General features: G+C 44.8%; 26 protein-coding genes and 1 pseudogene. 15 read left to right on the top strand and 12 right to left on the bottom strand.

Features of this window, described 5'->3' with window-relative positions:
• Nucleotides 1–56 precede the first annotated feature (56 nt).
• The 6 genes and pseudogenes from ACT6PV_RS06640 to ACT6PV_RS06615 all read right to left on the bottom strand — a co-directional run bounded on the left by ACT6PV_RS06640 (nucleotide 57) and on the right by ACT6PV_RS06615 (nucleotide 6,476).
• The gene (locus ACT6PV_RS06640) at nucleotides 57–1,736 is read right to left on the bottom strand and encodes an arylsulfatase (RefSeq protein ID WP_445115639.1); all 1,680 of its coding nucleotides are present in this window, start codon (nucleotides 1,734–1,736) and stop codon (nucleotides 57–59) included.
• 162 nt (nucleotides 1,737–1,898) lie between these two features.
• A pseudogene (locus tag ACT6PV_RS06635) lies at nucleotides 1,899–2,063 on the bottom strand (integrase core domain-containing protein); the annotation flags it as partial.
• Between the two features lie 483 nt (nucleotides 2,064–2,546).
• Nucleotides 2,547–3,149, bottom strand: coding sequence for a nitroreductase family protein (locus ACT6PV_RS06630; protein ID WP_445115638.1), 603 nt, complete (start codon nucleotides 3,147–3,149; stop codon nucleotides 2,547–2,549).
• Nucleotides 3,150–3,325: 176 nt separating this feature from the next.
• The gene (locus tag ACT6PV_RS06625; protein ID WP_445117048.1) at nucleotides 3,326–3,817 is read right to left on the bottom strand and encodes a hypothetical protein; all 492 of its coding nucleotides are present in this window, start codon (nucleotides 3,815–3,817) and stop codon (nucleotides 3,326–3,328) included.
• 90 nt (nucleotides 3,818–3,907) lie between these two features.
• Nucleotides 3,908–5,302 (bottom strand): class II fumarate hydratase, encoded by a 1,395-nt coding sequence (gene fumC / locus ACT6PV_RS06620; RefSeq protein WP_445115637.1) that lies wholly within the window; start codon nucleotides 5,300–5,302, stop codon nucleotides 3,908–3,910.
• A 169-nt stretch (nucleotides 5,303–5,471) separates the two neighbouring features.
• The gene (locus ACT6PV_RS06615; RefSeq protein WP_445115636.1) at nucleotides 5,472–6,476 is read right to left on the bottom strand and encodes an SDR family NAD(P)-dependent oxidoreductase; all 1,005 of its coding nucleotides are present in this window, start codon (nucleotides 6,474–6,476) and stop codon (nucleotides 5,472–5,474) included.
• 72 nt (nucleotides 6,477–6,548) lie between these two features.
• Here ACT6PV_RS06615 and tusD point away from each other — a divergent pair, with 72 nt between their 5' ends.
• The 6 genes from tusD to ACT6PV_RS06585 all read left to right on the top strand — a co-directional run bounded on the left by tusD (nucleotide 6,549) and on the right by ACT6PV_RS06585 (nucleotide 10,619).
• Nucleotides 6,549–6,917, top strand: coding sequence for a sulfurtransferase complex subunit TusD (gene tusD / locus ACT6PV_RS06610; protein ID WP_445115635.1), 369 nt, complete (start codon nucleotides 6,549–6,551; stop codon nucleotides 6,915–6,917).
• Between the two features lie 43 nt (nucleotides 6,918–6,960).
• Nucleotides 6,961–7,311, top strand: a complete 351-nt coding sequence (locus ACT6PV_RS06605) for a hypothetical protein (protein WP_445115634.1) — start codon at nucleotides 6,961–6,963, stop codon at nucleotides 7,309–7,311.
• 15 nt (nucleotides 7,312–7,326) lie between these two features.
• Nucleotides 7,327–7,611 carry a DsrH/TusB family sulfur metabolism protein gene (locus ACT6PV_RS06600; RefSeq protein WP_445115633.1) on the top strand — a complete coding sequence of 95 codons (285 nt, stop codon included), beginning with the start codon at nucleotides 7,327–7,329 and terminating at the stop codon, nucleotides 7,609–7,611.
• Nucleotides 7,612–7,672: 61 nt separating this feature from the next.
• The gene (locus tag ACT6PV_RS06595) at nucleotides 7,673–7,984 is read left to right on the top strand and encodes a TusE/DsrC/DsvC family sulfur relay protein (RefSeq protein WP_445115632.1); all 312 of its coding nucleotides are present in this window, start codon (nucleotides 7,673–7,675) and stop codon (nucleotides 7,982–7,984) included.
• A gap of 338 nt (nucleotides 7,985–8,322) precedes the next feature.
• The gene (locus ACT6PV_RS06590) at nucleotides 8,323–9,660 is read left to right on the top strand and encodes a sphingomyelin phosphodiesterase (protein ID WP_445115631.1); all 1,338 of its coding nucleotides are present in this window, start codon (nucleotides 8,323–8,325) and stop codon (nucleotides 9,658–9,660) included.
• Nucleotides 9,661–9,674: 14 nt separating this feature from the next.
• Nucleotides 9,675–10,619, top strand: coding sequence for a lipase secretion chaperone (locus tag ACT6PV_RS06585; RefSeq protein ID WP_445115630.1), 945 nt, complete (start codon nucleotides 9,675–9,677; stop codon nucleotides 10,617–10,619).
• A 127-nt stretch (nucleotides 10,620–10,746) separates the two neighbouring features.
• Here the strand turns inward: ACT6PV_RS06585 and ACT6PV_RS06580 are convergent, their stop codons facing one another.
• Both ACT6PV_RS06580 and ACT6PV_RS06575 read right to left on the bottom strand, forming a co-directional pair.
• A complete protein-coding gene (locus ACT6PV_RS06580) occupies nucleotides 10,747–11,346 on the bottom strand; it encodes a YidB family protein (protein WP_445115629.1) in 600 nt (199 codons plus the stop codon).
• Between the two features lie 116 nt (nucleotides 11,347–11,462).
• Nucleotides 11,463–11,933 carry a DUF6231 family protein gene (locus ACT6PV_RS06575; RefSeq protein ID WP_445115628.1) on the bottom strand — a complete coding sequence of 157 codons (471 nt, stop codon included), beginning with the start codon at nucleotides 11,931–11,933 and terminating at the stop codon, nucleotides 11,463–11,465.
• Between the two features lie 34 nt (nucleotides 11,934–11,967).
• Here ACT6PV_RS06575 and ACT6PV_RS06570 point away from each other — a divergent pair, with 34 nt between their 5' ends.
• On the top strand, nucleotides 11,968–12,837 hold the full coding sequence (locus ACT6PV_RS06570) for a DUF2797 domain-containing protein (RefSeq protein WP_445115627.1): 870 nt from the start codon (nucleotides 11,968–11,970) through the stop codon (nucleotides 12,835–12,837).
• Here ACT6PV_RS06570 and lpxB read toward each other — a convergent pair.
• Nucleotides 12,820–14,016, bottom strand: coding sequence for a lipid-A-disaccharide synthase (lpxB, locus tag ACT6PV_RS06565; protein WP_445115626.1), 1,197 nt, complete (start codon nucleotides 14,014–14,016; stop codon nucleotides 12,820–12,822). The genes ACT6PV_RS06570 and lpxB overlap by 18 nt on opposite strands.
• A gap of 228 nt (nucleotides 14,017–14,244) precedes the next feature.
• Between lpxB and ACT6PV_RS06560 the strand changes: the two genes are divergently transcribed.
• The 6 genes from ACT6PV_RS06560 (at nucleotide 14,245) to ACT6PV_RS06535 (ending at nucleotide 21,392) form a co-directional block, all read left to right on the top strand.
• Nucleotides 14,245–16,401 carry a TonB-dependent siderophore receptor gene (locus ACT6PV_RS06560; RefSeq protein WP_445115625.1) on the top strand — a complete coding sequence of 719 codons (2,157 nt, stop codon included), beginning with the start codon at nucleotides 14,245–14,247 and terminating at the stop codon, nucleotides 16,399–16,401.
• A gap of 322 nt (nucleotides 16,402–16,723) precedes the next feature.
• The gene (locus ACT6PV_RS06555) at nucleotides 16,724–18,280 is read left to right on the top strand and encodes a PepSY-associated TM helix domain-containing protein (RefSeq protein WP_445115624.1); all 1,557 of its coding nucleotides are present in this window, start codon (nucleotides 16,724–16,726) and stop codon (nucleotides 18,278–18,280) included.
• Nucleotides 18,277–18,573, top strand: coding sequence for a DUF1634 domain-containing protein (locus ACT6PV_RS06550; protein ID WP_445115623.1), 297 nt, complete (start codon nucleotides 18,277–18,279; stop codon nucleotides 18,571–18,573). Before ACT6PV_RS06555 ends, ACT6PV_RS06550 begins: the two co-directional genes overlap by 4 nt.
• Before the next feature lie 135 nt (nucleotides 18,574–18,708).
• The gene (locus tag ACT6PV_RS06545; protein ID WP_445115622.1) at nucleotides 18,709–19,590 is read left to right on the top strand and encodes a sulfite exporter TauE/SafE family protein; all 882 of its coding nucleotides are present in this window, start codon (nucleotides 18,709–18,711) and stop codon (nucleotides 19,588–19,590) included.
• 128 nt (nucleotides 19,591–19,718) lie between these two features.
• On the top strand, nucleotides 19,719–20,810 hold the full coding sequence (locus ACT6PV_RS06540) for a 3-deoxy-7-phosphoheptulonate synthase (RefSeq protein ID WP_445115621.1): 1,092 nt from the start codon (nucleotides 19,719–19,721) through the stop codon (nucleotides 20,808–20,810).
• Nucleotides 20,811–20,867: 57 nt separating this feature from the next.
• Nucleotides 20,868–21,392, top strand: coding sequence for a protein tyrosine phosphatase family protein (locus ACT6PV_RS06535; protein WP_445115620.1), 525 nt, complete (start codon nucleotides 20,868–20,870; stop codon nucleotides 21,390–21,392).
• 32 nt (nucleotides 21,393–21,424) lie between these two features.
• Here ACT6PV_RS06535 and ispF read toward each other — a convergent pair whose 3' ends face one another.
• Complete coding sequence (gene ispF / locus ACT6PV_RS06530; RefSeq protein ID WP_445115619.1) at nucleotides 21,425–21,922, bottom strand: 2-C-methyl-D-erythritol 2,4-cyclodiphosphate synthase; 498 nt, start codon at nucleotides 21,920–21,922, stop codon at nucleotides 21,425–21,427.
• Between the two features lie 99 nt (nucleotides 21,923–22,021).
• Between ispF and ACT6PV_RS06525 the strand changes: the two genes are divergently transcribed.
• Nucleotides 22,022–22,687, top strand: coding sequence for an A1S_1983 family putative colistin resistance protein (locus ACT6PV_RS06525; RefSeq protein ID WP_445115618.1), 666 nt, complete (start codon nucleotides 22,022–22,024; stop codon nucleotides 22,685–22,687).
• Between the two features lie 31 nt (nucleotides 22,688–22,718).
• Nucleotides 22,719–23,909: a class C beta-lactamase gene (ampC, locus tag ACT6PV_RS06520; RefSeq protein ID WP_445115617.1), complete on the top strand. Its 1,191-nt coding sequence runs from the start codon at nucleotides 22,719–22,721 to the stop codon at nucleotides 23,907–23,909.
• An 82-nt stretch (nucleotides 23,910–23,991) separates the two neighbouring features.
• Here ampC and fba read toward each other — a convergent pair whose 3' ends face one another.
• Together fba and ACT6PV_RS06510 are read right to left on the bottom strand one after the other, a co-directional pair.
• Nucleotides 23,992–25,029, bottom strand: coding sequence for a class II fructose-bisphosphate aldolase (gene fba, locus ACT6PV_RS06515; RefSeq protein ID WP_445115616.1), 1,038 nt, complete (start codon nucleotides 25,027–25,029; stop codon nucleotides 23,992–23,994).
• Between the two features lie 129 nt (nucleotides 25,030–25,158).
• The gene (locus ACT6PV_RS06510; protein ID WP_445115615.1) at nucleotides 25,159–25,434 is read right to left on the bottom strand and encodes a hypothetical protein; all 276 of its coding nucleotides are present in this window, start codon (nucleotides 25,432–25,434) and stop codon (nucleotides 25,159–25,161) included.
• Nucleotides 25,435–25,502: the final 68 nt, after the last annotated feature.

Below are 25,502 nucleotides of genomic sequence, written 5' to 3'. Positions count from 1 at the left end.
AGCCAGACAAGAGGATAAATGATGAAAGCAGAAGGCCTTTTTTCATCATATTCATTCTATTTTTTCATGTACTGCTCAAAATCGACTACGCCATTTTCCTGGGTATATTTGAGATATTTTTCGCGCAGAAGTTTGACCAACTCAGGATGTTGACTATAAACATTATGTTGCTCATTAAAATCCTTTTCCAGGTTGTAAAGTTCCCAGCCATGACTTTTAAATTTTGATGGTGAATTTTCAACCAGTTTCCATTCATCATTTTTAGCGTAACGGCTACCATGTAACTCTTTGAAGTCGTAATAATTGACAGGACGAATGCGTGCTGTATTGCTTTTTAAGGCTGGAAATAGACTAAAACCAGATGGTTTGATTTTCTTGCTGGTGGTTGAGTAAATATCCTTCGCTTGAATGCCTGCAAGTTCCATGACGGTTGGGAAAATATCTCTCACAGTAGCAAAGTTATTATTGATCCCCCGATCTTTAGAAATTTGTGATGGGTATTTGACCAGAAGAGGGACACGTACGCCTCCTTCAGATGCAGCAGACTTCCAATAGGTGAAGGGGGTACTGCTGACTTCTGCCCAGCGTGGTCCCATATAGACATAAGATGTTGCATTTCCAATATTTTCATAACGGTTATCGGCATCACCCATTGGGAAATTGTAATCTCCTCCTTCAGCACCGTTATCAGACATAAAGACAATCAGAGTATTATCATACTGATGATTTTTTTTGAGATAGCCAATCACATCACCAATACGGTCATCCAGTTGTTTGACCATACCCGCATAAACTTCCATTTTTCGGGCCTCGTATTTACGCTCCTGAGGCGTTAATTGTTCCCAGCTTTTGGTCGAAAATGCCTGATTGCCACGTTCGACCGGATACTCAGCATTCAGTGGAATTAGACCAAGTTTTTTTTGTCTTTCAAAGCGTTGCTTGCGAATTGCATCATAACCTTGATCATATTGACCCTTATACATATTGAGATAAGGTTCCGGAGCCTGAATTGGCCAGTGTGGGGCTGTATATGCCAGATAGGCAAAAAATGGTTTGCCTGATTGATTTTTATCCAAATATTGTAGTGCTTTTTGAGTGAAATAATCAGTAGAATAATAATGCGCTGGCAGAGTGACTTTTTGCCCATTTTCAGTATATTGCGTAGTTCGTGGATAGTTTTCTGGTTGATTTTTGAAGTGTACATCAAAACCATCCATCAAAGCATATGACTGGTCAAAACCACGTGCTTTCGGATTCTGTTCTGGAGCATAGCCCAGATGCCATTTGCCCACCATAAAGGTGTAATAGCCTTTGGTCTTGAGCATTTCAGCAATCGTATAGGCATTTTGAGTTAAATGTCCTGAATAACCATCTATTTTTAACAATGAGCGTGGACTATCGGCTCCGACAACAGCTTCCTGACGTTTAGATGTTTCATACATTGCTCCTAAACCTACCACGTGGTTATCAGCACCTGTCATGAGTTGGGCTCGGGTTGGTGAACACATGGAAGATGCATGGAAATTGAAGAGCATTTTGCCTTGCTTAAGCAGGCTATCTATATGCGGAGTTTTAATTTCACTTCCATACGCACTGATGTCGGAAAAACCTAAATCATCGGCCAATATAATCATGACATTAGGTGACTGTTTAATTGGTTCCGCTGCATGAAGTATAGAAGTTGTCGTTCCGACGAAAAATAAACTTAAACCGAAGAAGCTTAGTTGTTTAAACATGACTCAATCAATCCTTTGAAATGTGAACGCACCTTGCGTTGTAATGAAATATATTGAAATTATCCTGAGAAGAGGAAAATCCATTCCCCCTTAAAAAACATAAATGATTTTATTAATTGGATCGGTAATCCTCCCGTAAATAACCGAAGTTAAAAGTAAGGATTAAGCAGCCATCAGAGGTGGCCTTCCTTTGTTTACCTGGTGTGGTCTTTCATGGTTGTAATGCCACAACCACCGAGTCGCATAATCCTGTACTTCATCCAGAGTATCAAATAAATGCTTACTCAGCCAGCTATAATGTACGGTTCGATTATAGCGTTCTGAATAGCCGCCCATTTTTATAGTCAACCTGTCAAAAAACTCATACACATGAATATAATTTCTCTTGATTCATATTTTAAATTAAATCAATTGCATGAGGAAATGGGTTGTTTGATTATAAAAAGCTTTCATTGCCACATTTTGCTTTGAAAATTTGAATAAAATCAAGTGTATGAATAATTAGGTGGTTTGACTATAGGCCTTTATTTATCAAAATCTGATTATTTTGTTAAATTATAATCAAATAATTCCTATATATCGGCACTTTTATGTCTTTAGTTGTAGTCTTTAACCTGGATAACTATGCCATTCTCGCAACAGACAAAAGAGGCGTCCTACCTTACATTGATGAAAATAAAGAATCATGTACTAAGGACAGATGATACCTGCAAAAAATCAGGAAAAATCCCTTTTGGATTCAAGGACGCTCTTTGAACTGTAGGTTTCAGTGGTTCAATGGAATCAATCTGAATGTTTTTGATGTTGCTGTTATTTAAAAACTTTAAAACGTGCAGCATTGTCAATAAAGGATTTCTCACCTGCCGGTGCTTCAACTGAACCAAATACCAATTCAGCGCGTAGTTTCCAGCTGGTTGGAATTTGCCATTTTTCATGAACATAATCATCGATAATCGGATTGTAGTGCTGTAAGGATGCACCGACTTCATTCTCAGCCAATGCAGTCCATACTGCAAATTGTGCAATACCTGTTGAATGTTCAGACCATACTGGAAAGTTTTCAGCATACAGCGGGAATTGATCCTGCATCGATTTTACAACATCCATATCTTCAAAAAACAAAACTGTCCCGACACCGGCAGCAAAACTGTCAATTTTACCTTTGGTGCCTGCTTTGGCCTCGTCCGTCGGTAAAAATTCCTGTAACTTATCAAAGACTGCAGCCCAGAACGCTTCATGTTCTGTATTAAACAACAGGACTGCCCGGGAGGTCTGGGAGTTAAACGCTGAAGGCGAATGAACAATGGCATTTTCAATAATTTCTGTGAGCTGTTCAGGGCTCTGTTTCAGTTTTCTTCCAATGGCATAAATGGAACGACGGTTTTCAATTAAAGTCTGAAAAGTATCTGGCATTTTTTTACCCTGCTTTTTGGTTTATGACTTCATGACTATAAAACGCCATGTCCCATATTAATATGACAGTTACCATAATTTTTGTTTGTTATTCTTATCTGCGCTTTTTACATCGCTCTCACTGAGCAGGACAGCGCATGTGCATGTCTACCACTGAACTGTCTGACAAAGGCCCATTAAAACCGGGCATGCAATACACTGGCAGAAACTTCATCTTTCCATAAATCACGCAGTACAGGCAGATAGAACTTTTCCCCCAGATTCACCAGTTCGGCATCAATCAGTCCATGAATTTCATGCATGAATAAATAATCCAGATCCACCGTGGTTAAATGGATCTGCTGACTGGAAAACTGCTGACGCTTTGCCTGAGCCTGTTTCACCAGCTGATCTGCAAAATTCCGGTCTTTGTATTGACTGATCGCCTGTAAGCGTAATTCAATCACACCCCAGCCACTCAGCAGTTTCTTAAAGGTTTCAAAATCCTGACTTGTTGACTCCCAGCCCATGTTTTCCAGATCTTCATCTGCGGGTAAAACCGGCAGCAGCAGTTCCATAACACTGGGGAAAATCTTTTTAAAATTCAGAATAAATTTAACAGGGTGCTCACCAGGATAGTCCTTAAACTGCACAGTGTCCTGAACATCCGTCAAATATACATCCAGCATAATCATATCATTCATCAAAAACCTGGGCGTATTGTACGCATATACACCCAGGATAAAAACCATTGCCTGCTATTTATTGCAAAGCTGCGGTTATTTCACGTTCGGATAAACCATTTTCTCCGGTTTCACCACTTCATCAAATTGCTCTGCTGTCACCAGTTGCAGTTCAACAGCCACTTCTTTCAGGGTTTTGCCCTGCTTATAGGCCGTTTTTGCAACTTTTGCTGCATTTTCATAACCAATGACCGGATTCAGCGCTGTCACCAGCATGAGTGAATTATGCAGGAAGTAATCAATCTTTTCCCGATTCGGTTCAATACCCACCGCACAGTGTTCATTAAAGCTGTTGCAGGCATCCCCCAGTAACTGGATGGACTGAATCAGGTTGTAGGCAATCACCGGCATGAATACATTCAGTTCAAAATTACCGGAAGCTCCGGCAATATTAATGGTGGTGTCATTGCCCATCACCTGAGCAACTACCATGGTCATGGCCTCGCATTGAGTCGGATTAACTTTACCAGGCATAATGCTTGAGCCGGGTTCATTTTCTGGAATATGCAGCTCTCCCAGACCACAGCGTGGACCACCAGCCAGCCAGCGAACGTCATTGGCAATCTTATTCAGACTTGCAGCAAGCGTTTTCAGAGCGCCGGAGGCAAATACAGCGGCATCACGCCCAGCCAGTGCTTCAAATTTATTCGGTGCAGTAATAAAAGGTAAATCGGTCAGGTTTGCCAGTTGCGCTGCTGCATTTTCAGCATAATCGGGATGTGCATTTAATCCGGTGCCCACTGCGGTACCGCCCAGTGGCAGCTCATATAACCAGACCAATGCCTGATCCAGTCGTTTTAAACCATGATCCAGTTGAGAAACATAACCGCTGAATTCCTGTCCCAGCGTCAGTGGCGTGGCATCCTGTAAATGAGTCCGGCCGATTTTGACAATATCCTTAAATTCCTCAGCTTTCTGATTCAGGGTATCACGCAGCTGGGTTACCGCCGGAATCAACAGCTCATTCATCTGTAAGGCCGCTGCAACATGAATCGCCGTGGGAAAGGAGTCATTAGTGGACTGAGCACGGTTAACATGATCATTGGGATGTACCGGTTTTTGTGACCCCAGTGGGTTTCCCAGCTTCTGATTGGCAATATTGGCGATCACTTCATTACAGTTCATATTACTCTGGGTACCGGAACCGGTTTGCCAGACCACCAGTGGAAACTGTGAATCCCACTGACCTGAAATGACTTCATCGGCTGCATTCACAATATAACCGGATAATTCATCCGGGATCTGCTTTAACTCAGCATTGGCGATTGCAGCGGCCTTTTTGACCAGGCCCATGGCACGAATCATTGGACGTGGCATATGCTCATGACCAATTTTAAAATTCTGAACACTACGCTGAGTCTGTGCGCCCCACATTGCATCACCGGGAACTTCCACATCTCCCATGGTGTCATGTTCAATACGTGTTTGCATATCAACCTCTTGCTTTTAAATACTTGCTTTCAACTAAGATGATTGCAGGTCTGATACAGCAACTGTTGACAGCTCATTCAGGCTATCAGAAGTCCCTGTAACTGCTATCGCGGATGTTATTAGATAGTAATCAAAGCGGTTGTTTATGTAAATAATTATCATTATCAAACTAGCTGAAATTCAGCATGTTCTGATAAAAGCGCCACTCATCTTCAATCATTTGTTTCAATGGTTTCCGGGCTTTCCATTGAAGGACATTCAGTGATTTTTCACTGATTGAGCCCAGTTGAGCCATTTCTTCAAATTCGTAAGCTGCCGGGACCGTTTTAATTTCGGTTCCGGTAACCTGTGTGGTCAATTTCAGCAATTGTGCAATAGAGGTAACTTCGCCGCTGATATCGAAACTTTCACAGACATTCTGCTGTTCCTGTAACCAGAAAAATGCGGCATGAATTGCCTCACAGACATCCAGTACATGCACAAAACTGCGCTCTGCACTCTGGTCTTTATTGTCTGCGTGTTGCTGCAATTCAATATATTCCCTTTGCAGCGCCGCCACCTGCATGGCCAGTGGCACAATATTCTTAGGCAAGGGACTGACCAGTTCGCCGAGTATGCCATTTTCAAAGGCACCAGCGACATTGGCCACCCTTAATATGGCAATGCGCCATTCGCTGTCAGTTTTGTAGGTGTCCCGGATAATTTCTTCCATCATCTGCTGGGATTTAATATACGGATTCGGATAGGTGTAATTCAGCGCCAGCTCTTCCTGTAATTCCAGACTGGACTGACCATACACGGTAAGACTTGAAATATGGACCAGATTACGGATTCCGGTACGTTGCATGGCACGGAGTAGACTCATGATACAGCTGACATTGTCATTGTAATATTCAAGTGGTTTGAGCCGGGATTCCTCCACCGCCTTAAAACCGGCACAGTGCACTACGGCATCGATGGAATACTGTTCAAAAACCTTATTTAAAGCCGGTGTGTTGCGTATATCAATTTTGACAAATGGAATATACATACCTGCAATATATTCAAGTCTTTCCAAAGTTTGTAAACTGGAGTTGGCTAAGTTGTCAACAATAACAACCTCCTGGCCCCGGGCAAGCAGGCTTAACACCATATGCGAGCCAATAAAGCCTAAACCACCAGTCACTAAAATCATTGTATACTACCTACCTGTTATCAAACTTTCATCACGCATCATAAGTGTGCGTCTGTCTTAAGCGAAGTTTACATGAGCACTCTGTTACTGATCACTTCTGCACCTGTTTCAATTCATGCCTGGCATGCACTTGGACTTGCACAGGCGCTGAAAGAGAAAAAGGAAGATTTTCGTGTATTCTTCTACCAGGATGCTGCCTCTGTTGCCAGTCATTTGCAATGGTTACCGGATGACCAGCGGGATCTGACCCGGGAGTGGCAGGAACTGTCCATCCGTTTGCCCGTCTGTGTCAGTGCTGCGCTGGCCCGTGGTATCACTGATCAGGAAAATGCACATCGACATCAGCTAGCCACCCATAATCTTGCTCAGGGCTTTGAACTGACTGGCCTTGGCGAACTGGCTGACGCAATTCAATCCTGTGAGCGTTTGATTCAATTCTAAATCGCTATTTTTTTTAGACTGTTGCAATTCAAAGGAAAATTGTTTGAAAACTGTACTCGTCATTTTGACCCAGCCCAACCTGAACAGTTTACAGGTACATGAAAGCCTGTCTGCAATTATGGTGCTTGCTGCTTTTGGCAATGAAGTCAGGGTTTTATTGCAGGATGCCGCACTCAGTCTTTTAAAACCGGGATTACCCTTTGATCCAGTACAACAGGCCTTTAAGGTTGCCTCCAATCTGGTGGACAGTTTCGAGTTTTATGATCTGACTCCCATTCTGATTGAAAATAAACACCGCAATGACAGTTTTGTACTCAAATCACAGCAACCGCTTGAGTTTGTCGACTTTAACAGTGGACTGATTCAATCTTTCGATCATGTTTTATATTGGTAAACTGAGTCTTGTCATATGTCTGAACCCACCCTGTATTTAATTCAGTCCGGTTTTAACGCCACGGATGGCATGCTCAGAAAACTTGAGCAGATTCACGCAGCGGATGATGCCATTGTCCTGATGGGTGATGCAGTACTTTATGCTGACGACAATCGAATCATGCATTTAAACCATATTTACGTATTGGAAACGGATGCAGTCATACGGGTCACTCCCCTGCCACCTCATATACAATCAATCAATTATGCTGAATTTGCAACACTGGTACTTAATTTCAGACGTTGTATCAGTTTAAAATAATGCTGTATGGCAGGCGATAATTGTCAACCTTATTTTTGGTTATTATTCAGGCGGTGCTGTTATGAATGTGGAACTGGATCAGGAAGGTCATCTGATCGACTACACCTGCTGGAATGAAGACATTGCCCAGCAACTGGCAGACAGCCTGGAATTACAGCTGACGCCCTGGCATCTGGAAATCCTGCAGGCAGTCCGTCAGTTTTATACACAGTTTGGACATTCTCCTGCCACACGACCATTGATTAAATTTCTGATGAAATCTGTTCATCCTGAAATAAATAACGCCGTTTTACAGGAAAAATTTAAAACCGGACTGGTTGCCCGTCACCTCAGTCGTCTGGCCGGAATTCCCAAACCGGCAAATTGTCTGTAACCGTACCCACTGTTAATGTTCTGTTCCATTTCCAATTCACTGTTGAAATCACTCATATGATGTCGGTACTTTCGTCAAAATCAGCCTGACAGTTTTCTGCATGTCAGATCATTTCCTATTTTTCTGGCTTTATCTGCACCTCAGATCACAATTCTTAAACAAACCATCTTTATCATCAGCTAACCACTCCTGTTGCTTTTTAAGAATTAAACCCCAGGGTTCCACATCCTTAATCAAACAACACAGGACAAAATCAGACAAGCCTCCATACATTGCTGACTTTCAGCACCAGAATGAAAATAGTTCAGAGGCGTTAAAAATTACCGGGTGATCAAAATATGAATTTTTTAAAGCAGGCAGCTGCAATACTCGCCTTATTTGCAGGTATATTCACCGCACAACAGGCGCTCGCAGACTCTTCAGTTTATGTCACCAATACTACACCGGAAACAGTGTCAGTCAGCGTCAGACATAGCAGCAATGGCCAGACACTGGAACAGGGCAGCCAATGGGGCCAGGACGTTACCGAGATTGGTCCTTATGAAACGAAAAAAATCTTACATTTTAACCGTTATCAGGGACTGAAATCCGGGACAACCTATAATTTTGACACCACACTGACTTCCGGTGATTCAACTGTTACCCTGAAACAGAGCATGACCGGTACATGGACAGGCAGTAATATTCAGCATGCTGCTGAAGGCAAGGACTTTTCCTCTGAGTGGATGAGTGATCGTGATGTTCATCGCTATGATACCGAGTACTTAAAGAAAGCTTCAGAAATGGCTTTTAAGGCTGAATTCACCTGGGGTTATGATGATTTTCATTACACCATTCACCAGAAAACTGTAAATGAACCGGTTTCAACAGACAAAAATGAATTTAAGGTACTTGCATATAACATCTATGCGCTGCCTCTTGTTGCATCTAAAATTGATGAGCGGTTGAACGAACTGCCGAAGCACTTAAAAGGCTACGATGCCATTGTTTTTGAAGAAGCCTTTGCACCAAAACGTACCGATCTGCTCAGTGCGCTCAGTGATGAATATCCTTACCAGACGCATATTCCAAAAGGTGGGTTCAACGTATTTGACAGTGGCGTGGTGATTGTCAGTCGTTATCCGATTGCCAATACCTCTGACTATATTTACCCGGAATGCAGTGGTACCGACTGTTTTGCCAATAAAGGCGTGATTTATGCTGAAATCATCAAGGATGGTAAGGCCTATCATGTGGCAGGAACCCATACAGCGTCTTTTGATACCACAGAAGCTCGTGATTTACGTCAGAAACAATTCAAACAGATCCGCAGTTTCATTGATGCAAAAGAGATTCCAGACTTTGATGCCGTGCTGATCGGCGGTGATCTGAACGTCAACAAACTACTATGGCCGGATGACTATGCATCCATGCTGAAAAATCTGAATGCCACAGCACCTGTCAGTACCGGTTATACTGCATCCACCTTTGATCCACGGGTCAATAAACTGGCCACGGCCCCGGGCTCCGGTGGCACTGAAGTGGAATATCTGGATTATGTTCTGTCATCCAATACACATCGGCAACCAGTAAAATCCAGCAATGATGTGCGGGTTCTGCGTTCAACAGCTGACCCATTGTTCATGGTATGGGATTTATCAGATCACTTTTCGGTGATGGGACATTTTAACTTTTAAACACAGGCAATACGATGAAACCTCTCTGGATGGGCGTTATTGCCATTGGACTGGTGGGTATGATCACAGGAGTGTGGATGGAGAGTACTTCATCTACGCCGGTTCCGGCACCACAGACTTCCTCCGCTGCTCTATCAGGGGCAGCAGCAACCTCACAGCATGCGAATGCATCTGCCATGGAAAATAAATTTTCACCTCAGCAGTTACAGCAACAGATTCATGATCGGCTTAAACAGTTTCAGCAGAAACCAGGTAATATTTACGCTTTTTTGAACGCCCTTCAGGATATTTGCCCGGACCAGACAGAATGTCAGAATCTGCTGAAAAAGGTACTGGCGCAATATCCTGATCAGGCTTTTGCTGAAACCATGTTGAAACTGGTTGAACGCCTGCCTGCCTATGAGCAGAAAATGCAGTCGACCATTATGTCAACCTCTATGGATCCGAAGCAGCGCTATGATGCACTGTGGAAATTGCGTGAGCAACTGCTTGGCGCAAAGGAAGCCGCACTTGGGTTTTCTGAAGAACATCACAATGCAGACTATCAGTTTGCAGTGAATGATCTGATGCAACAGGCTGCTCAGATGCCACAGCAACAGCGACTGGAAAAGCTAAACCACCTGCAGCAGCAGTTCAGCATTGACCCTCAGGCCGAAAGTCAGACTGTTCAATATGAACAGGCCCTGCAATTGTCGCTGGTCGGTGTCAATGATGCAGCACAGCGACAACAGATTACCCGTCAGTTGCGTGAATCATATTTTGACGCTGCTGAAATTGCCCATATGGAAAAACGTGATCAGCAGCTGCAACAACAACAACAACAGGTGGATCAGTATCAGCAACGACTGAGTCAGCTGAAACAGGAGATGGCTCAGTCAAAGAATCAGATGCCAGAGCAGCAATGGCAACAGCTTTATCAGCAGCGACTGGAACAGCTGCGTAAGGATGCATTTCAGTAAAAGCCTGTCACTGATTCCGAGCCACGCTATCCAGAAATAAACTGCGTTGCATTACCATTGCAAGGATCATAAAAAACCCCGACTCAGTTCAACTGCGTCGGGGTTTCCTGAGTGATGGCTTCAGTTCTTATTTTAAAAAACCGGAAACCATATTCAATACATTCTGAATATCACCATTGGCCTCGCCATGATCAGTTGCATCACCCTGTGGTGTCAGTGAGTCAATCACCTGTGGCAGTACAGAAGATATTGCCCCGTAGACTTCCTGGGTTGGTACCTGAGCCTGCTGTGCGACCTGTTCCACCTGCTGAGTATCAAACAGGCCCTGAATCTGCTGAGCAGGTACACTGGTATTACCCTGATCCGGGCTCACCCAGCTCTGAACCTGTCCACCCAGACCTGCACCCTGTAGTTTACTTAGAGCACCCTGTAATCCGCCCTGGCTCTGAATCCAGCCAAGGACCAGTGGAACGACTGCAACCAGTAAGGACTGAGCATTCAGACCACCTGCCTGCGGTGCCTGTTGCTGAGTCCCCTGAGTTCCCCCCAGACCACCCAGCACCGACCCCAGAATACCACCCAGTCCGCCCTGTTGCGACTGGCCACCACTGACCTGCCCCAACACCGAACCTAAAATTCCGCCCAGACCGCCGCCCTGTGGTGCTTGCTGCTGTCCCCCCAAAGCCTGCTTTGCCAGGATTTCCACAATATTTGTTAAATTTGTCATGAATTTTCCTTGTATCAGAGTGATAACATCGTCCTACAGCATACTGAGATTCAGTTCACTTTCCAAAATTCAATTTGTTTATTTTTGCAAGGACGATCATCAGTCCCTGTTCATTTTTACCAGCGAAATTTATTCCAATTCTCCGGATTGGCCCAGAACCTGGCGTTGAGCCAGTCCGGAACATGCTTGTAAGTGAGAATATTAAATTGCCATAATGCAAAATCCGCGTCATGCGTTGTTTTATCAATCAACTGAGTAAAACCCAGCGAACGTAACAACTGTTCATCCTGCAACCGACAGACCACCACAATCCGCTTTGCCATCAGGTCCCGCAGTTTAACAATCACCTGTGATTTCATCTGTTGGTCAGCATGAACCGGCGTTTCTGTATTGAATAATACAAAAGCCAGATCATAACGCTGCATAAAAGGCAGATTTAAAAATTCAGTTAAGTTAAAATACTGCCATTGAATTGAATGATGCGTTTTGTACTGTGACAGATTCTGTCCTATACATAATGCAGTGGTCACGGGCTGTTCAGCTGATAAATCATCCAGCATGGATGTAATGACATTTTGCTCAGCCATAACTGCACCTTTATTTTAAGTGAGTAATTAAAACATGGAACTACAGGGCATTTGCCATAAAATGCATGCAGGTCTTAAAAACCCTAGTGTAACTGATCAGCAAACTCACAAAGCAAATGTTGAATATAAATTTGTGCTGGATCGTGCAGAAACTGACCTGCCGATACAGATCGGCCAGCAAATTGAACTGGAATGGACCGGCAATATTTATTGTGTTTCCTGTGGCGTGAAAACACCAAAATCCTATGCACAGGGCCATTGTTTTAAATGTTTTAAGACCAAAGCAGCCTGTGACATGTGCATAATGAAACCGGAGACCTGTCATTATCATCTGGGCACCTGCCGTGAAGATAGTTTTGCCCATGAAGTCTGCTTTCAACCGCATATTGTCTACCTGGCAAACTCCAGCGCTCTGAAAATCGGAATTACCCGCCTGGGACAAATGCCGATCCGCTGGCTGGACCAGGGTGCAACCCAGGCCCTTCCGATTATGAAAGTCGGTTCCCGTCGTTTATCCGGCCATCTGGAAACCATGTTTGCAGCTCAGGTGGCAGACAAAACCGACTGGCGTAAACTGCTGAAAGGTGAAGCAGAACCGGTAAATCTGCCTGAAATACGGGATGAACTCGTCAAAAGCTTTGCCCCTGAAATTCAGACCATCCGTGATGAGTTCAGCCAGCACACAGAGTTTGATGAAAATATTGAATTGCTTGAAAATGAATCGGCGTATGAATTTATTTATCCGGTCAGCGAATATCCTGAGAAAATAAAATCACATAACCTGGATAAAACACCGATCATCCGGGGCAAATTAATGGGCATTAAGGGCCAGTATCTGATGCTGGACAGTGGCGTCATCAATATCCGCAAATATACCGGTTATGAATTAAAGATCAGAACCTGAAGCCTGGTGATCAAGCAAATCCAGAATTGCCTGTACAGGATCTTCACTGTTTTCCGCCTGTAGTTGCTTATGCATGGTCAGCAATTGCATCACCTGAATCTGGGCAGTTTCAATGTCCATCAATTTTTCAATTTCAGTCGCCAGTTTTTCTGCAGTCGCATCCTGCTGAATTAACTCGGCAATCACTTTCTTACCGGCAATAATATTCGGCAAAGAATAATACTGAATTTTCACCATCAGTTTTGCAATGATATAGGTAATCCAGTTCAGCTTATAAAAAGTCACCATTGGACGGTGCAGCAATAACGCCTCCAGTGTTGCAGTCCCGGAAGCCAGTGCAACAATACTGGCAGCATCCATTACCTGGCGCCCAATACCGGAATCAGTATTATGATTTTCCATTAAATGAATTTTTTCGGTCAGTTCGGCGGAATACGTTTTTAACAGGGCCTGTAGTTGCTGTTTACGCGCATCATTAATGGCGGGAATCAAAAATTCATATTCGGGATGCTGCTGATGAATAATATGCGCTGCGTCCAGTACCAATGGTCCAAGCCGTTCAATTTCTCCTTTTCGGCTGCCGGGCAATAGAGCAATGTATTTTTGATCTGCATTCAAGCCCAGTGCTTTTTTCGCCTGATCCACCGGATTCTGCAAAGGCAACTGCCCGGCCAGCGGATGTCCTGTAAATGCAGCAGCAACCCCGAATTTCCGGTAAAACGCTTTTTCAAATGGAAACAGGCAGAGTACCAGATCAATACTGGCCTTAATGCCATGCACACGCCCCTGACGCCATGCCCATACCGATGGACTGACATATTGTACTGTCCTGATGAGTAAATTTTTCTGTTTGATACTTCTGGAAAGACGCAGATTAAAATCCGGCGCATCAATGCCAATAAAAAGATCCACCGGCTGAGCCGTCCACTTTGCCACCAGGCCATCCCGCACGGCAAACAGTTTTTTCAGGTCTTTCAAAACCTCGACAATGCCCATCACCGAGAGTACATCCATTGGATAAAAGCTTTTGAACCCCTCCGCAATCATCTGAGGGCCACCGATTCCCTCAAATTCAGCATCAATTCCCTGCTCCCGAAAACTGCGGATCAATTTTGCGCCCAGCGTATCTCCAGATACCTCACCCGCCACCATACCAATTTTAAGCTTTCGATTTTGCAAGATTTATATCCCCGCCCAGCATTCAGGCCATTTTAGCATATCCCGGCATCATTACCGGTATTTCCAATAGTCACGAATTTTAGTGATTGAGTGAGCTATATTTTTGATTAAAAATAAAATAATGATTTTCAGTTCATTTAAACCTTTAAAATATTGATGATTGAACAGTTGCAAGCACAGCAGCTGCATAATATCATAAACGATAATCATTTCTGTTCAGACCACCCGATGCCCAACGCTTTTACACGCCCTTATTTCAGACTGTCCATGATCAGTCTGGCCATGCTATACATCCATCACGCTCAGGCTGAAGATCTACAGAATTTACCAACCATTAAAATTCAGGCAACCTCAGTATCTGAAGATCAGCGTTCTGAAGCAAGCAAAGCCTATACAATCAAAAACTCCAGCAGTGCATCAAAGTTAAAACTGGCGGTTAAGGAAACCCCACAAACCGTCAATGTGGTGACCCGCCAGCAAATGAATGACTTTGCGCTGAACAATACCCGGGATGTGCTCAGAAATACACCGGGGGTTACTGTCAGCAACCAGGAAACTGAGCGGACGGTTTATATGGCGCGCGGTTTTGAAATTTCCAACCTGCTGACCGATGGAACTGGTTTTCCGGCAGCAAGTGGAGAAAATTATAACAATACCAACCCTGATACTTATTTTTATGACCGGGTTGAAGTGGTTAAGGGGGCTGATGCCCTGACCAATACCTTTGGTGATCCAGGCGCTACAATTGACTATATCCGTAAGCGTCCCACCCGGGAGTTACGGGCCAATGCCGGAATCAGTCATGGTTCATGGGATACCCAGCGTTATCAGGCTGATGTGTCCGGTTCACTGACGGCTGATCAGCGTGTGCGTGGCCGGATTATGGGCTATGAACAAAGCGGTGACTCTTATCTGGATCGATATACTTCAGAAAAAAATGGTTTCGCAGGCGTTATTGAAGCAGATCTAAGCGATACCACCCTGTTCACTGCAAGATACAGTCAGCAAAAAAACAAACCCAATGCCAATAACTGGGGTGCATTACCCCTGCTGAATGCAGAGGGCAAACAACTCAGCTATGACCGTAAATACAACCCGAATCCGGACTGGACACATTGGGACAACAACACCCGAAATACTTTTCTGGAACTCAGACAACAGCTGAATGATTACTGGACAGCAAAACTGACTTATAATTATACGGATACTGAACACAACAGCAGACTACTCTATTACGATGGCTACCCGGCAACAGACGGTTCCGGTGTATCACTGACCGCCTGGGGCGGTCAGGAAAAGCAGGAAAAACATTTTACAGACCTGAATGTTCAGGGAAGCTATGAATTGTTTGGCCTGAGGCATGAAGCAACTGTGGGTTACAGCTACATACAGAATAAACAGCATGATCAGCAGACTTCCGGCACAATTGATGACCCTTCGGTCATGAATTCGACCACCACGAACTGGGCCAGCTGGACGCCACAGTCCGTCAGCTGGTCAGAATTCGGTGATGCCGCTGACTATCAGCAGAGAGTCAACTCCCTGTACGCCGCAACACGCCTGCATCTGAATGATGATTTAAAATTACTGCTGGGCGCAAACTATGTGCAGGCCAGCAGTAAGGGCTCCAGTTATGGCGCTGCAATGGATTATGATGAAAGCAAAGTCTCGCCCTATGCCGGTATAACCTATAACTTCACCCCTGAATATACCGGATATATCAGTTATACCTCTATTTTCCGGCCACAAACCACCATCGACCAGAACACCCGACAGGTTGCAGCTCCCATTAAAGGCAAAAGCTATGAAATGGGTATTAAAAGTGCATGGCTGGACGACCAGCTGACCGGCAATCTGGCCATATTCAGAACTGAACAGAGCAATTATCCACTGCGTGGTTCAGATGGCCCGCCAATAAACCGCACCTATGAGATCAGTGATTTACGCTCACAGGGGGTCGAGGCAGGCCTGGCCGGACAACTGACAGATCATCTCAATTTATCTCTGGGTTATACCCAGTTCAGTATGAAAGATATGAAAAATGGAGGGGAAGCACGAAGCTACAACCCGAACCAGACCCTTAATCTGTCAGCCACTTACAGCGTACCTGTACTACCCGGCCTGAAAGTGGGTGCAGGCTTGCAATGGCAGGATGCCATTAAACTTGCTGTCGATCATGCTGATCCGGATATCAATGGGACCATTCAGCAGGATGCCTACGCACTGGTCAATGTCATGGCAAGCTATGACATCAATGATCATATGACTTTGCAGGTCAATGGCAACAATATCACCAATAAGAAATATTTATACAGCTTCCCTGACGGGCAGGCATTTTATGGACCATCGGCCAATTATAGTATGGCGATGAATTTTGAATATTAATCCACTTCATTGAACTGAGTTAAACATACTGATCATGATGCCCAGAAACATTCCATACCCACTTGCCGTAACCTGGCGTTTTATGATCGCCTTCGTACTGGGGTATGCATGCACTTATTTTCTGACACTGAGTCTGACTGTGCTGTTCTCCGGATTGCTGGGCAACGCTGAAGCCATTTTTCTCGCAGCCTGCATTGCCATTTTATTTTATGCGGCTTTTGTCATTACAAGCTTCTGTATTCATTCACTGCTTAAACTCACGGTTTGCAGCGTTTGCTTGTGTGCGCTGCTGTTTGTACTGTTCAGATTTACAGGTTAATTCATGCAAAAATCCATTCGTCAATCCATGGCATGGTTACACGGCTGGCTCGGACTGGTCTTTGGCTGGTTATTGTTTGCCATTTTCCTGATGGGCAGTGCATCCTATTATCGGCATGACATCAGTCTATGGATGCAACCACAACTTGCCGACATACAGGTGAACCAGCCCGCGGCTATTCAGACGGCCAGTCAATATCTGCAAAAAAATGCAGCAGATGCTCAGACCTGGTATATCAATATTGCCACGCCGGCACATCCGGTGAATGATATTTTCTGGCAAAAAGCAGATGGTGGCTATGATAAAAAGACCCTGGATGCCCGTACAGGACAGGAGCTAAACCTCTCTGCCACTCAGGGGGGTGATTTCTTTTATAACTTTCATTTCCAGCTGACCGGCATCCCAATCATGCTGGGCCGGATGATTGTGACTTTTGCTGCCATCATGATGCTGATTATTCTGATTGCAGGCATCATCACTCATAAAAAGATTTTTGCTGATTTTTTTACCCTCAGAGCGTTTAAGGGACCACGTTCCTATCTCGATTTTCACAATGTCAGCTCAGTGATTGCGCTGCCATTTTTTCTGACCATTACCTTTACCGGGATTGCCATTCTTTTTTATACTTTTTTCCCATGGGGAATGAAAAAACTATATCCGGATCAGCCTTTTCAGTATTTTGAGGAGATCCGCAGCGTTGTTCAACCGGCAGCGTCCGGACCCCATCCGGCCCGGATGCTGCCAATCCTGCATTTTGTTGAAGCCGCCCAGAAGCAATGGGGACATACCGAGTACAGCAATATTATTGTAAAGAATCCCAATACCAGCAATGCTCAGATCACCCTGACTGAACTGAAAGACCAGTCCATCACCAAAGATCAGGCACAGATCCGCTTTAATGCCATTACCGGAACAACACTTGCCAATACCCGGAACACCAGTGCAATTGCCACCCTGAATGCCGGGGTTTATGGCTTGCATACCGCGACTTTTGCGCAGCCCCTGTTACGCATGGCGCTGTTTATTTCCGGCTTACTGGGCTGTCTGATGATTGCTTCAGGCTTATTGCTCTGGAGTCTGAAACGTCAGCTGCAGCATAAACAGCAGACCTTTCATTTTGGACATTATCTGGTGAACAGGCTGAATATTGCGACATTTGTCGGGTTGCCAATTGCCATGCTGAGTTATCTGTACAGCAACAGAATGATCACGGTTCAGGCCAATGGACCAAATTATGAAATTTACATTTTTTTTATGAGCTGGCTATTGAGTCTGATATTGGCACTTGTCACCCGGCAGCAATATCTATGGCAAAGTCAGTTGAAGATTTTTATTGTGATGGCAATCTGCCTGCCCTTTTTTAATCTGTATACGCTGATGGATAACCAGGTGATTCAGAATATTCGTCAATATGGGGCATTTCTGCAAGTGGACCTGATGATTTTAGGTTTTGCAGTGCTGGCTATATTCTTACACCAGAAGGTGGCACCCATTCAAATCAGAACACGAAATAAAATACTGAAAAAGATGCAGCAACAGGCCGTTCAGGAGAAATCATGAGTATACAACTGCTTTGTTTTCCGCTCATGATGATTGCCTGTTATCTGTTGTTTATGGTCAGTCAGAAACAGCTGGCCGGCACGCTTCAATCAAAATGGTATCTGCTGGCCACTCACCGTCAGCTGACCCGCTGGATCGCCTGGCTGATACTGCTTATTTCAACAGGCTTACTGATGAGCCGCTATGGCCGCAGCATCGGATTGGTCAGTCTGTTTGTTTTTTTAACACCGTTTTTGCTGCTGCTGATTTTATCTGTCAATGATTTAAAACAGAAAATAAAGCCCCGGCGCTAAAACCTGACAGCTCAGATCAATGCAGCACATTCATTTTCTTTAGCACTTTTTTGCATAAGTAAATCAGCAATCGTGACAAACACTTATCTGAAAAAATCATAAGATATACGGGTTTTTTCATATTTGGCATGCAGCATGGTTGGTCCAGTTGAACTTATTTTAGCCGGTGTACTGGTGGGTTTTTGTGTGGGAATTACAGGCGTCGGTGGCGGTTCACTGATGACCCCCATTCTGATCAGTCTGTTCAGGATCGAACCCCACATTGCCATTGGTACAGATTTGCTCTATGCCGCAATTTCCAAATTCTGCGGTTCACTGGTGCATGCCAGAAAACTGAACATTGTATGGCCCATTGTCATCTGGCTGGCCCTGGGCAGTGTTCCGGCATCCTTTATAACGCACTGGGTGCTGGATCATTATTTAAGCCAATCCACCCATTATAAGGCAGTCCTCACGACGGTCCTCGGTTTTATGCTGACGCTGACCGGCTTTTCAATTATTTTCAGAGGCCGGATTGAACAGTTTTTTAATAAATTCAGAAACCGTGAACAGCTGAACCCTGAGCAGGCACAGGATTTCACCGGGAAACGCAGATTTTATGTGCTGATCATGGGTATAGTGCTGGGCGTATTTGTAACCCTGTCTTCAGTCGGTGCCGGTGCATTCGGCATTATGGCCTTAATTATCATGTTCCCCAATCTGCCCATGATCCGGATTATCGGTTCCGACGTTGTACATGCAGTTTTACTGACCTCCGTTGCCGGGCTTGCGCATATGTCGTCGGGAAATGTCGATTTTACTTTACTCGGTTGGTTACTGGCAGGCTCAATACCGGCAATTGTGATCGGCACACTGATCAGTTCCCGGATGCCGGAAAAACTCATCCGCAGAATTCTGGGCATTACCCTGCTGGCGCTGGGATTAAATTTCATCCTGCATCCGGTTAAAAGCAAGCCTGCTGAAAAACCTCAAACGGCTGTTGCAGTCAGTCATCTGTCTGAAAGCCACGCCAGCTGAACTGGAAACAATGAAATATATGTAAATATCGCCGTTTAAAACCGGTTTGATCACAAAAACCAGGAACAAATCATGTTATATTCAGGCAACTGAAAATAATTCTGTAGCATCCCATACCAGTGACAGCAATGAATACACTCAATTCGAACTCTCTTGCCTCCTCCGACATTGATGACGTCAATGTGCAAAGCATTCAGCCACTTATAACACCGGCTGAACTCAAAGCTGAATTACCCCTGAATGAAAAGGCTTACCAGACCGTATTGCAGGGACGTGAAACCGTTCGCAATATTCTGGATGGCAAAGACAAACGTCTGTTTGTGGTGATTGGTCCCTGCTCCATTCATGACCCGGTTGCTGCACATGATTATGCGGATCGTTTAAAAATCCTCAGCGAAAAAGTGAAGGACACACTTTATATTGTCATGCGGGTGTATTTTGAGAAACCACGGACCACCATTGGTTGGAAAGGTTTAATCAATGACCCGGATATGAACGATTCCTTTAATATTGAAAAGGGATTACGGATTGGGCGTAAGTTATTGCTTGAACTCAATGAGAAAGGTTTACCCTGTGCCACAGAGGCACTCGATCCCAACTCACCACAGTATTATCAGGATCTCATTTCCTGGTCAGCCATTGGTGCACGGACCACGGAAAGCCAGACACATCGTGAAATGTCTTCCGGGCTGTCCTCTCCGGTCGGTTTTAAAAATGGTACGGATGGCGGTTTAACAGTTGCGACCAATGCCATGCAATCCGTCCAGCATGGACATAGTTTCCTGGGATTGAACAATCAGGGGCAGGTTTCCATTATCCGGACTCAGGGAAACCCATATGCACACGTTGTTTTACGTGGCGGCAATGGCAAACCGAACTATGATGCAGGTTCTGTTACAGAAGCAGAAAATGCACTGGCCAAGGCCAAAGTCAGTAACAAAATCATGATTGATGCCAGTCATGCCAATTCCAACAAGGACCCCTACCTGCAACCGCTGGTACTGAAAAACATTACCGAACAGATTCTGGACGGCAATAAATCCATTGTTGGCATTATGGTGGAAAGCCATATCAAGGGTGGCCGTCAGGATATTCCTGAAAATTTATGTGATCTGGAATATGGTCAATCTGTGACAGACGGCTGTATTGACTGGGAAACCACAGAAAAAGTCCTGCTGGATATGGATGCTGCCTTAAAGACTGTATTGGCCGATCGATAAAACCTGCTCCGACGCCATCCCGGATGGCGTTTTTACTGAATGGCTGATTAGAAATTTATGAATGATATTGAAAACGAGTTAACCCGGATTCCCGGTTTTCAGTTTGTGCATTCACATTTATTGACTTCTGCACAGCCATCTGCTGACCAGTTCCGACAGATCCGGGAATACGGTGTGGATACGGTAATTAATCTGGCCTTTTCAGATGCCGATCTACGACTGGACAATGAAGATAAAATTTGTGTGGAAATAGGCCTGAACTATATTCAGGTTCCCATTCTATGGGAGACTCCGGCAGATGATCAGTGTCTTTTCATTCTGGATATGATTGATCATCTGGTTCAGGAAAAAACCATATGGCTGCACTGCGCCAAGAGTTATCGTGTCAGTAGTCTGATGTATCTGTACCGGCAATACTATATGGATATGGACCAGGCCGCCGCCCATGAACTCATGCAGCAGATATGGGAACCCAATGAAACCTGGACCGGACTGATCCATGCAGTCGCCTTACAGCTTCAGGGGCGAAAAGCCACCCGGGAACTGCAGCAATCGCTCATGCATGTGGATCATTTTATCTGAGCTGAGGGAGTTATCCCTCAGACCTTATTGTTTTATGGCTTCGGATCATGATGCACAATCAACACCGTCGCTGTACAGAGAATACCTTCCTGACGTCCGGTAAAACCGAGTTTTTCAGTCGTGGTCGCCTTAACGCTGATCTGGGTAATATCTGCATTGAACAGATCGGCAATGCTCTGCCGCATCGCCAGATGGTATTGAGCAAGTTTCGGCCGCTCACAGGCAACCGTAATATCTGCATTGTTGAGCTGATAGCCTCTATCCAGAATCAGCTGATAAACATGCCGAAGCAATGTCCGGCTGTCTGCGCCCTTAAATTGTGGGTCGGTGTCTGGGAAATGCTGACCAATATCCCCCAGCGCCAGCGCCCCCAGTAATGCATCACAAAGTGCATGCAGTACCACATCACCATCGGAATGTGCTTTCAGCCCCTGGGTATGTGGAATCTGAACCCCCGCCAGTGTGACAAAATTTCCTGCTTCAAAGGCATGTACATCCATTCCCTGTCCAATACGGATTGGTAGCATCACCTGAGACTCCTTTTACAGATTTTAAATTTGAAAATGTTGTATAAATACTTGCGATTTCGCTATAGTACCCATGCAGACATTATGAAAGTATAAGCGATCATGCTGTTGAAAACCGAAATTAATTTGATGAAAAACATCGTTTCAGTCCTGTTTATGAACACCTTGATCAGTATTGCCGGGATGAGTGTTTCCCATGCACAGCCGATCCAGTGCGATGCCCCGGTTTCATCAAAAATCCTCAATCAATTATGCGCGCCCGGGCTGGAAGATTTGCGTCTGCAACTCAATGAAAAATATCTGACCGCCTGGCTGGTGACAGATGCACCGACTCATCTGCTGAATGATACCCATGCCCTGTGGTTTAAACGACTGCAACAATGTAAAAACAGCAGCTGCCTGCAACAACAATTAGACCTGCGTCTGGAAGACCTGAATTTTTATACCTCCATGAACCAGAGCCTGACGCAGCATTTTCTGAAATACGAAAATGGGGTAATTGCTGCACAACCGGCGTATTTGCAGGTGCATCAGCTGACCCGGGACCGTATTAAAATTGAAGGACTGGCCTACCGGAACCCGAATAATCGCATGGAGACTCAGGCTGTTTCCCTGTTGGCCTATACCACTCCGGAAAAAAAGAATGAGATTGTGGACAATGAACATGACTGTAAATATCAGATGAATTTCCAGAAAGCCATGTTAATCGTACAGACCACCCAGAAAGGCTGCGAACGCTTCAGTGGCATTTATCGATTGTATGATTAAAACAATCATCTCCTGACAACAGGCCTAACTTATGTTTTTAAACAGCAGACAATTGCTGGTTTCACTGATTTTTTTAAGCTGCATCAGTCAGGCTGCTCATGCTGTCTCTGATCAGCATCAATACATTCAGGCCAGGGTCAATCAGTACTTTCTACCCCTGATGAAAAATTATGATGTGCCCGGCATGGCAATAGGCATCATTGATGCAGGGGAAAAATATGAGAACTACTATGGTGTCAGATCCCGGCAGCAGCATTTACCGGTAACCCGCCAGACATTGTTTGAACTGGGTTCCGTCAGTAAACTGTTTACTGCAACCACCGGTGCTTATGCTCACAGCCTGGGTAAATTATCCTTTCAGCAGACCGCCGGTCACTATTGGCCTGCCTTAACAAACAGTCAGATCAACCAGGTCAGCATGCTGGAACTGGCCACCTATACCAGCGGAAATCTGCCTCTGCAATTTCCTGATGCAATCAAGACAGATCAGCAGGCTTTGCAATATTTTAAAACATGGAAAGTGAAAGATCCGCCAGGCCATTATCGCCAATATTCCAATCCCAGTATCGGTTTGTTCGGTCAGCTGAGTGCAATGTCCATGAACACGTCGTTTTCTGCACTGCTACAAAAGAATATTTTCCCTGCACTGAAGTTAAAACAGACTTATATTGATATTCCTGCACATCAGCAAATGAACTATGCCTATGGCTATGATGAACAGAATCAGCCAATTCGTGTCAGTGCCGGTGCATTCGATGCGCAGGCCTACGGAGTTAAATCGACCCTGCCGGATATGCTGCAATTCCTACAGGCCAATCTTCAGCCGGAACATTATGCCACTCATATTCGCCAGGCACTGCTCACAACACATCAGGGGTACTTTCAGCTCGGTAAAATGACACAGGCACTTGGATGGGAAGCATTTGCCTGGCCGGCTTCACTGCAGACCCTGCTGGACAGTAATTCAGAACAGATTGTGATGAAAGCGAATCCTGTGATTAAAATTACTGAGCAAAGTAACGGACCGAAAATTTACCATAAAACAGGATCAACTAACGGCTTCGGCGCTTATATCGTGTTTATTCCTGAGCAAAAAATTGGACTGATCATGCTGATGAATAAGAGGATTCCCAATACAGAACGGATCCGGGCAGCCTATGCTGTACTGAATGCCATTCAGACCCATAAAAAATCAGATATCAGTCCGTCTTCATCCAGATAAACCGTGCATCCCTGATTCCAATGACCATACATAAAAAAGCCCACAAAACTGTGGGCTTTCAGCAACCATAAATGATGCCGCGTTATTTATAACGATCAACCATTTTTTCCAGCGAAATCGGACGAATTTTATCGGCATTGCCCGCAGTACCAAAGGCGGTATAACGGTCAATACAGATCTGCTTCATGGCATCGACAGAAACAGCAAAGTATTTACGTGGATCAAATTCACTCGGTTTTTCAGCCAGGAAACGACGAATGGAGCCTGTGGACGCCAGACGCAGGTCGGTATCGATATTGATTTTACGGACACCGTGTTTAATGGCTTCAACCAGTTGTTCAACAGGCACACCATAGGTTTCCTTAATATCACCGCCATATTCGTTAATCACCGCTAGCCAATCCTGAGGTACTGAGCTGGAACCATGCATCACCAGATGAGTGTTGGGCAAAGCCGCATGAATTTCCTTAATCCGATCAATCGCCAGAATATCACCCGTCGGTGGGCGTGTAAATTTGTAGGCACCATGTGAGGTTCCCACAGCAATCGCCAGTGCATCAACATTGGTATCCGCAACAAACTGACGCGCTTCTTCCACGGAGGTCAACAGCTGGGAATGATCCAGTACGCCTTCTGCACCAACGCCATCTTCTTCACCGGCCATTCCGGTCTCAAGACTGCCCAGGCAACCGATTTCACCCTCTACTGACACACCACAGGCATGCGCCATGTGTACAGTTTCCCGGGTGACTTCCACATTATATTCATAAGTTGTCGGTGTTTTACCATCTGCACCCAGCGAACCATCCATCATTACCGATGAAAAACCCAACTGAATTGAACGCTGACAGACACCGGGATCTGTACCGTGGTCCTGATGCATCACTACAGGAATATGAGGCCATTCTTCAATTGCAGCCAATATGAGATGACGTAAAAATGGAGCACCGGCATATTTACGGGCACCGGCAGAAGCCTGCACAATCACAGGTGAATTTGTTTCATCTGCGGCCAACATGATTGCACGCATCTGTTCCAGGTTATTTACGTTGAATGCTGGTACGCCGTAGTTGTGTTCACCGGCGTGATCCAAGAGCTGGCGCAATGAAATAAGAGCCATAATGTCCTCCCAGGTAATGCCCATATTCTACATGGGGAATTATTTCAATTCAGTAAGTATTCATCTTATTTCAAAAAAAATCCCTGCATTTGCAGGGGCTTTTAATGAAACCACAACAAAAAATCACACTCAGTGTGCTGCTTTTTCTTCTTCTGTCGCCGGTGTTGCAGCATCTGCAGGTGCATTGGCTTTTTCTGCGGCCACGTCAGTATTCTTTTCATCCATCACAGGTTGATCAATGCCATCAATAGCCGCCTGCTGTTCAGCTGAAACCTGTCCACTATCCGCAGGCGTTGCTGAGGAAGCAGTACCCTGTTCAGATTCCGGTGCTTTTTCCTGTTTCGAGCAGGCAGTCAGGGCCAGGGAAGTCATCAGCAATGCTGCAAGCGTTAGTTTTAATTTCATTACATTTTCCATCGTCAGGTGACTGAATACACAATACTTTATTGCAGTTATATTACATTTTTATGAAT

The organism is Acinetobacter sp. WZC-1, from assembly GCF_052544965.1.
This window is presented reverse-complemented; position numbering and strand designations above follow the sequence as displayed.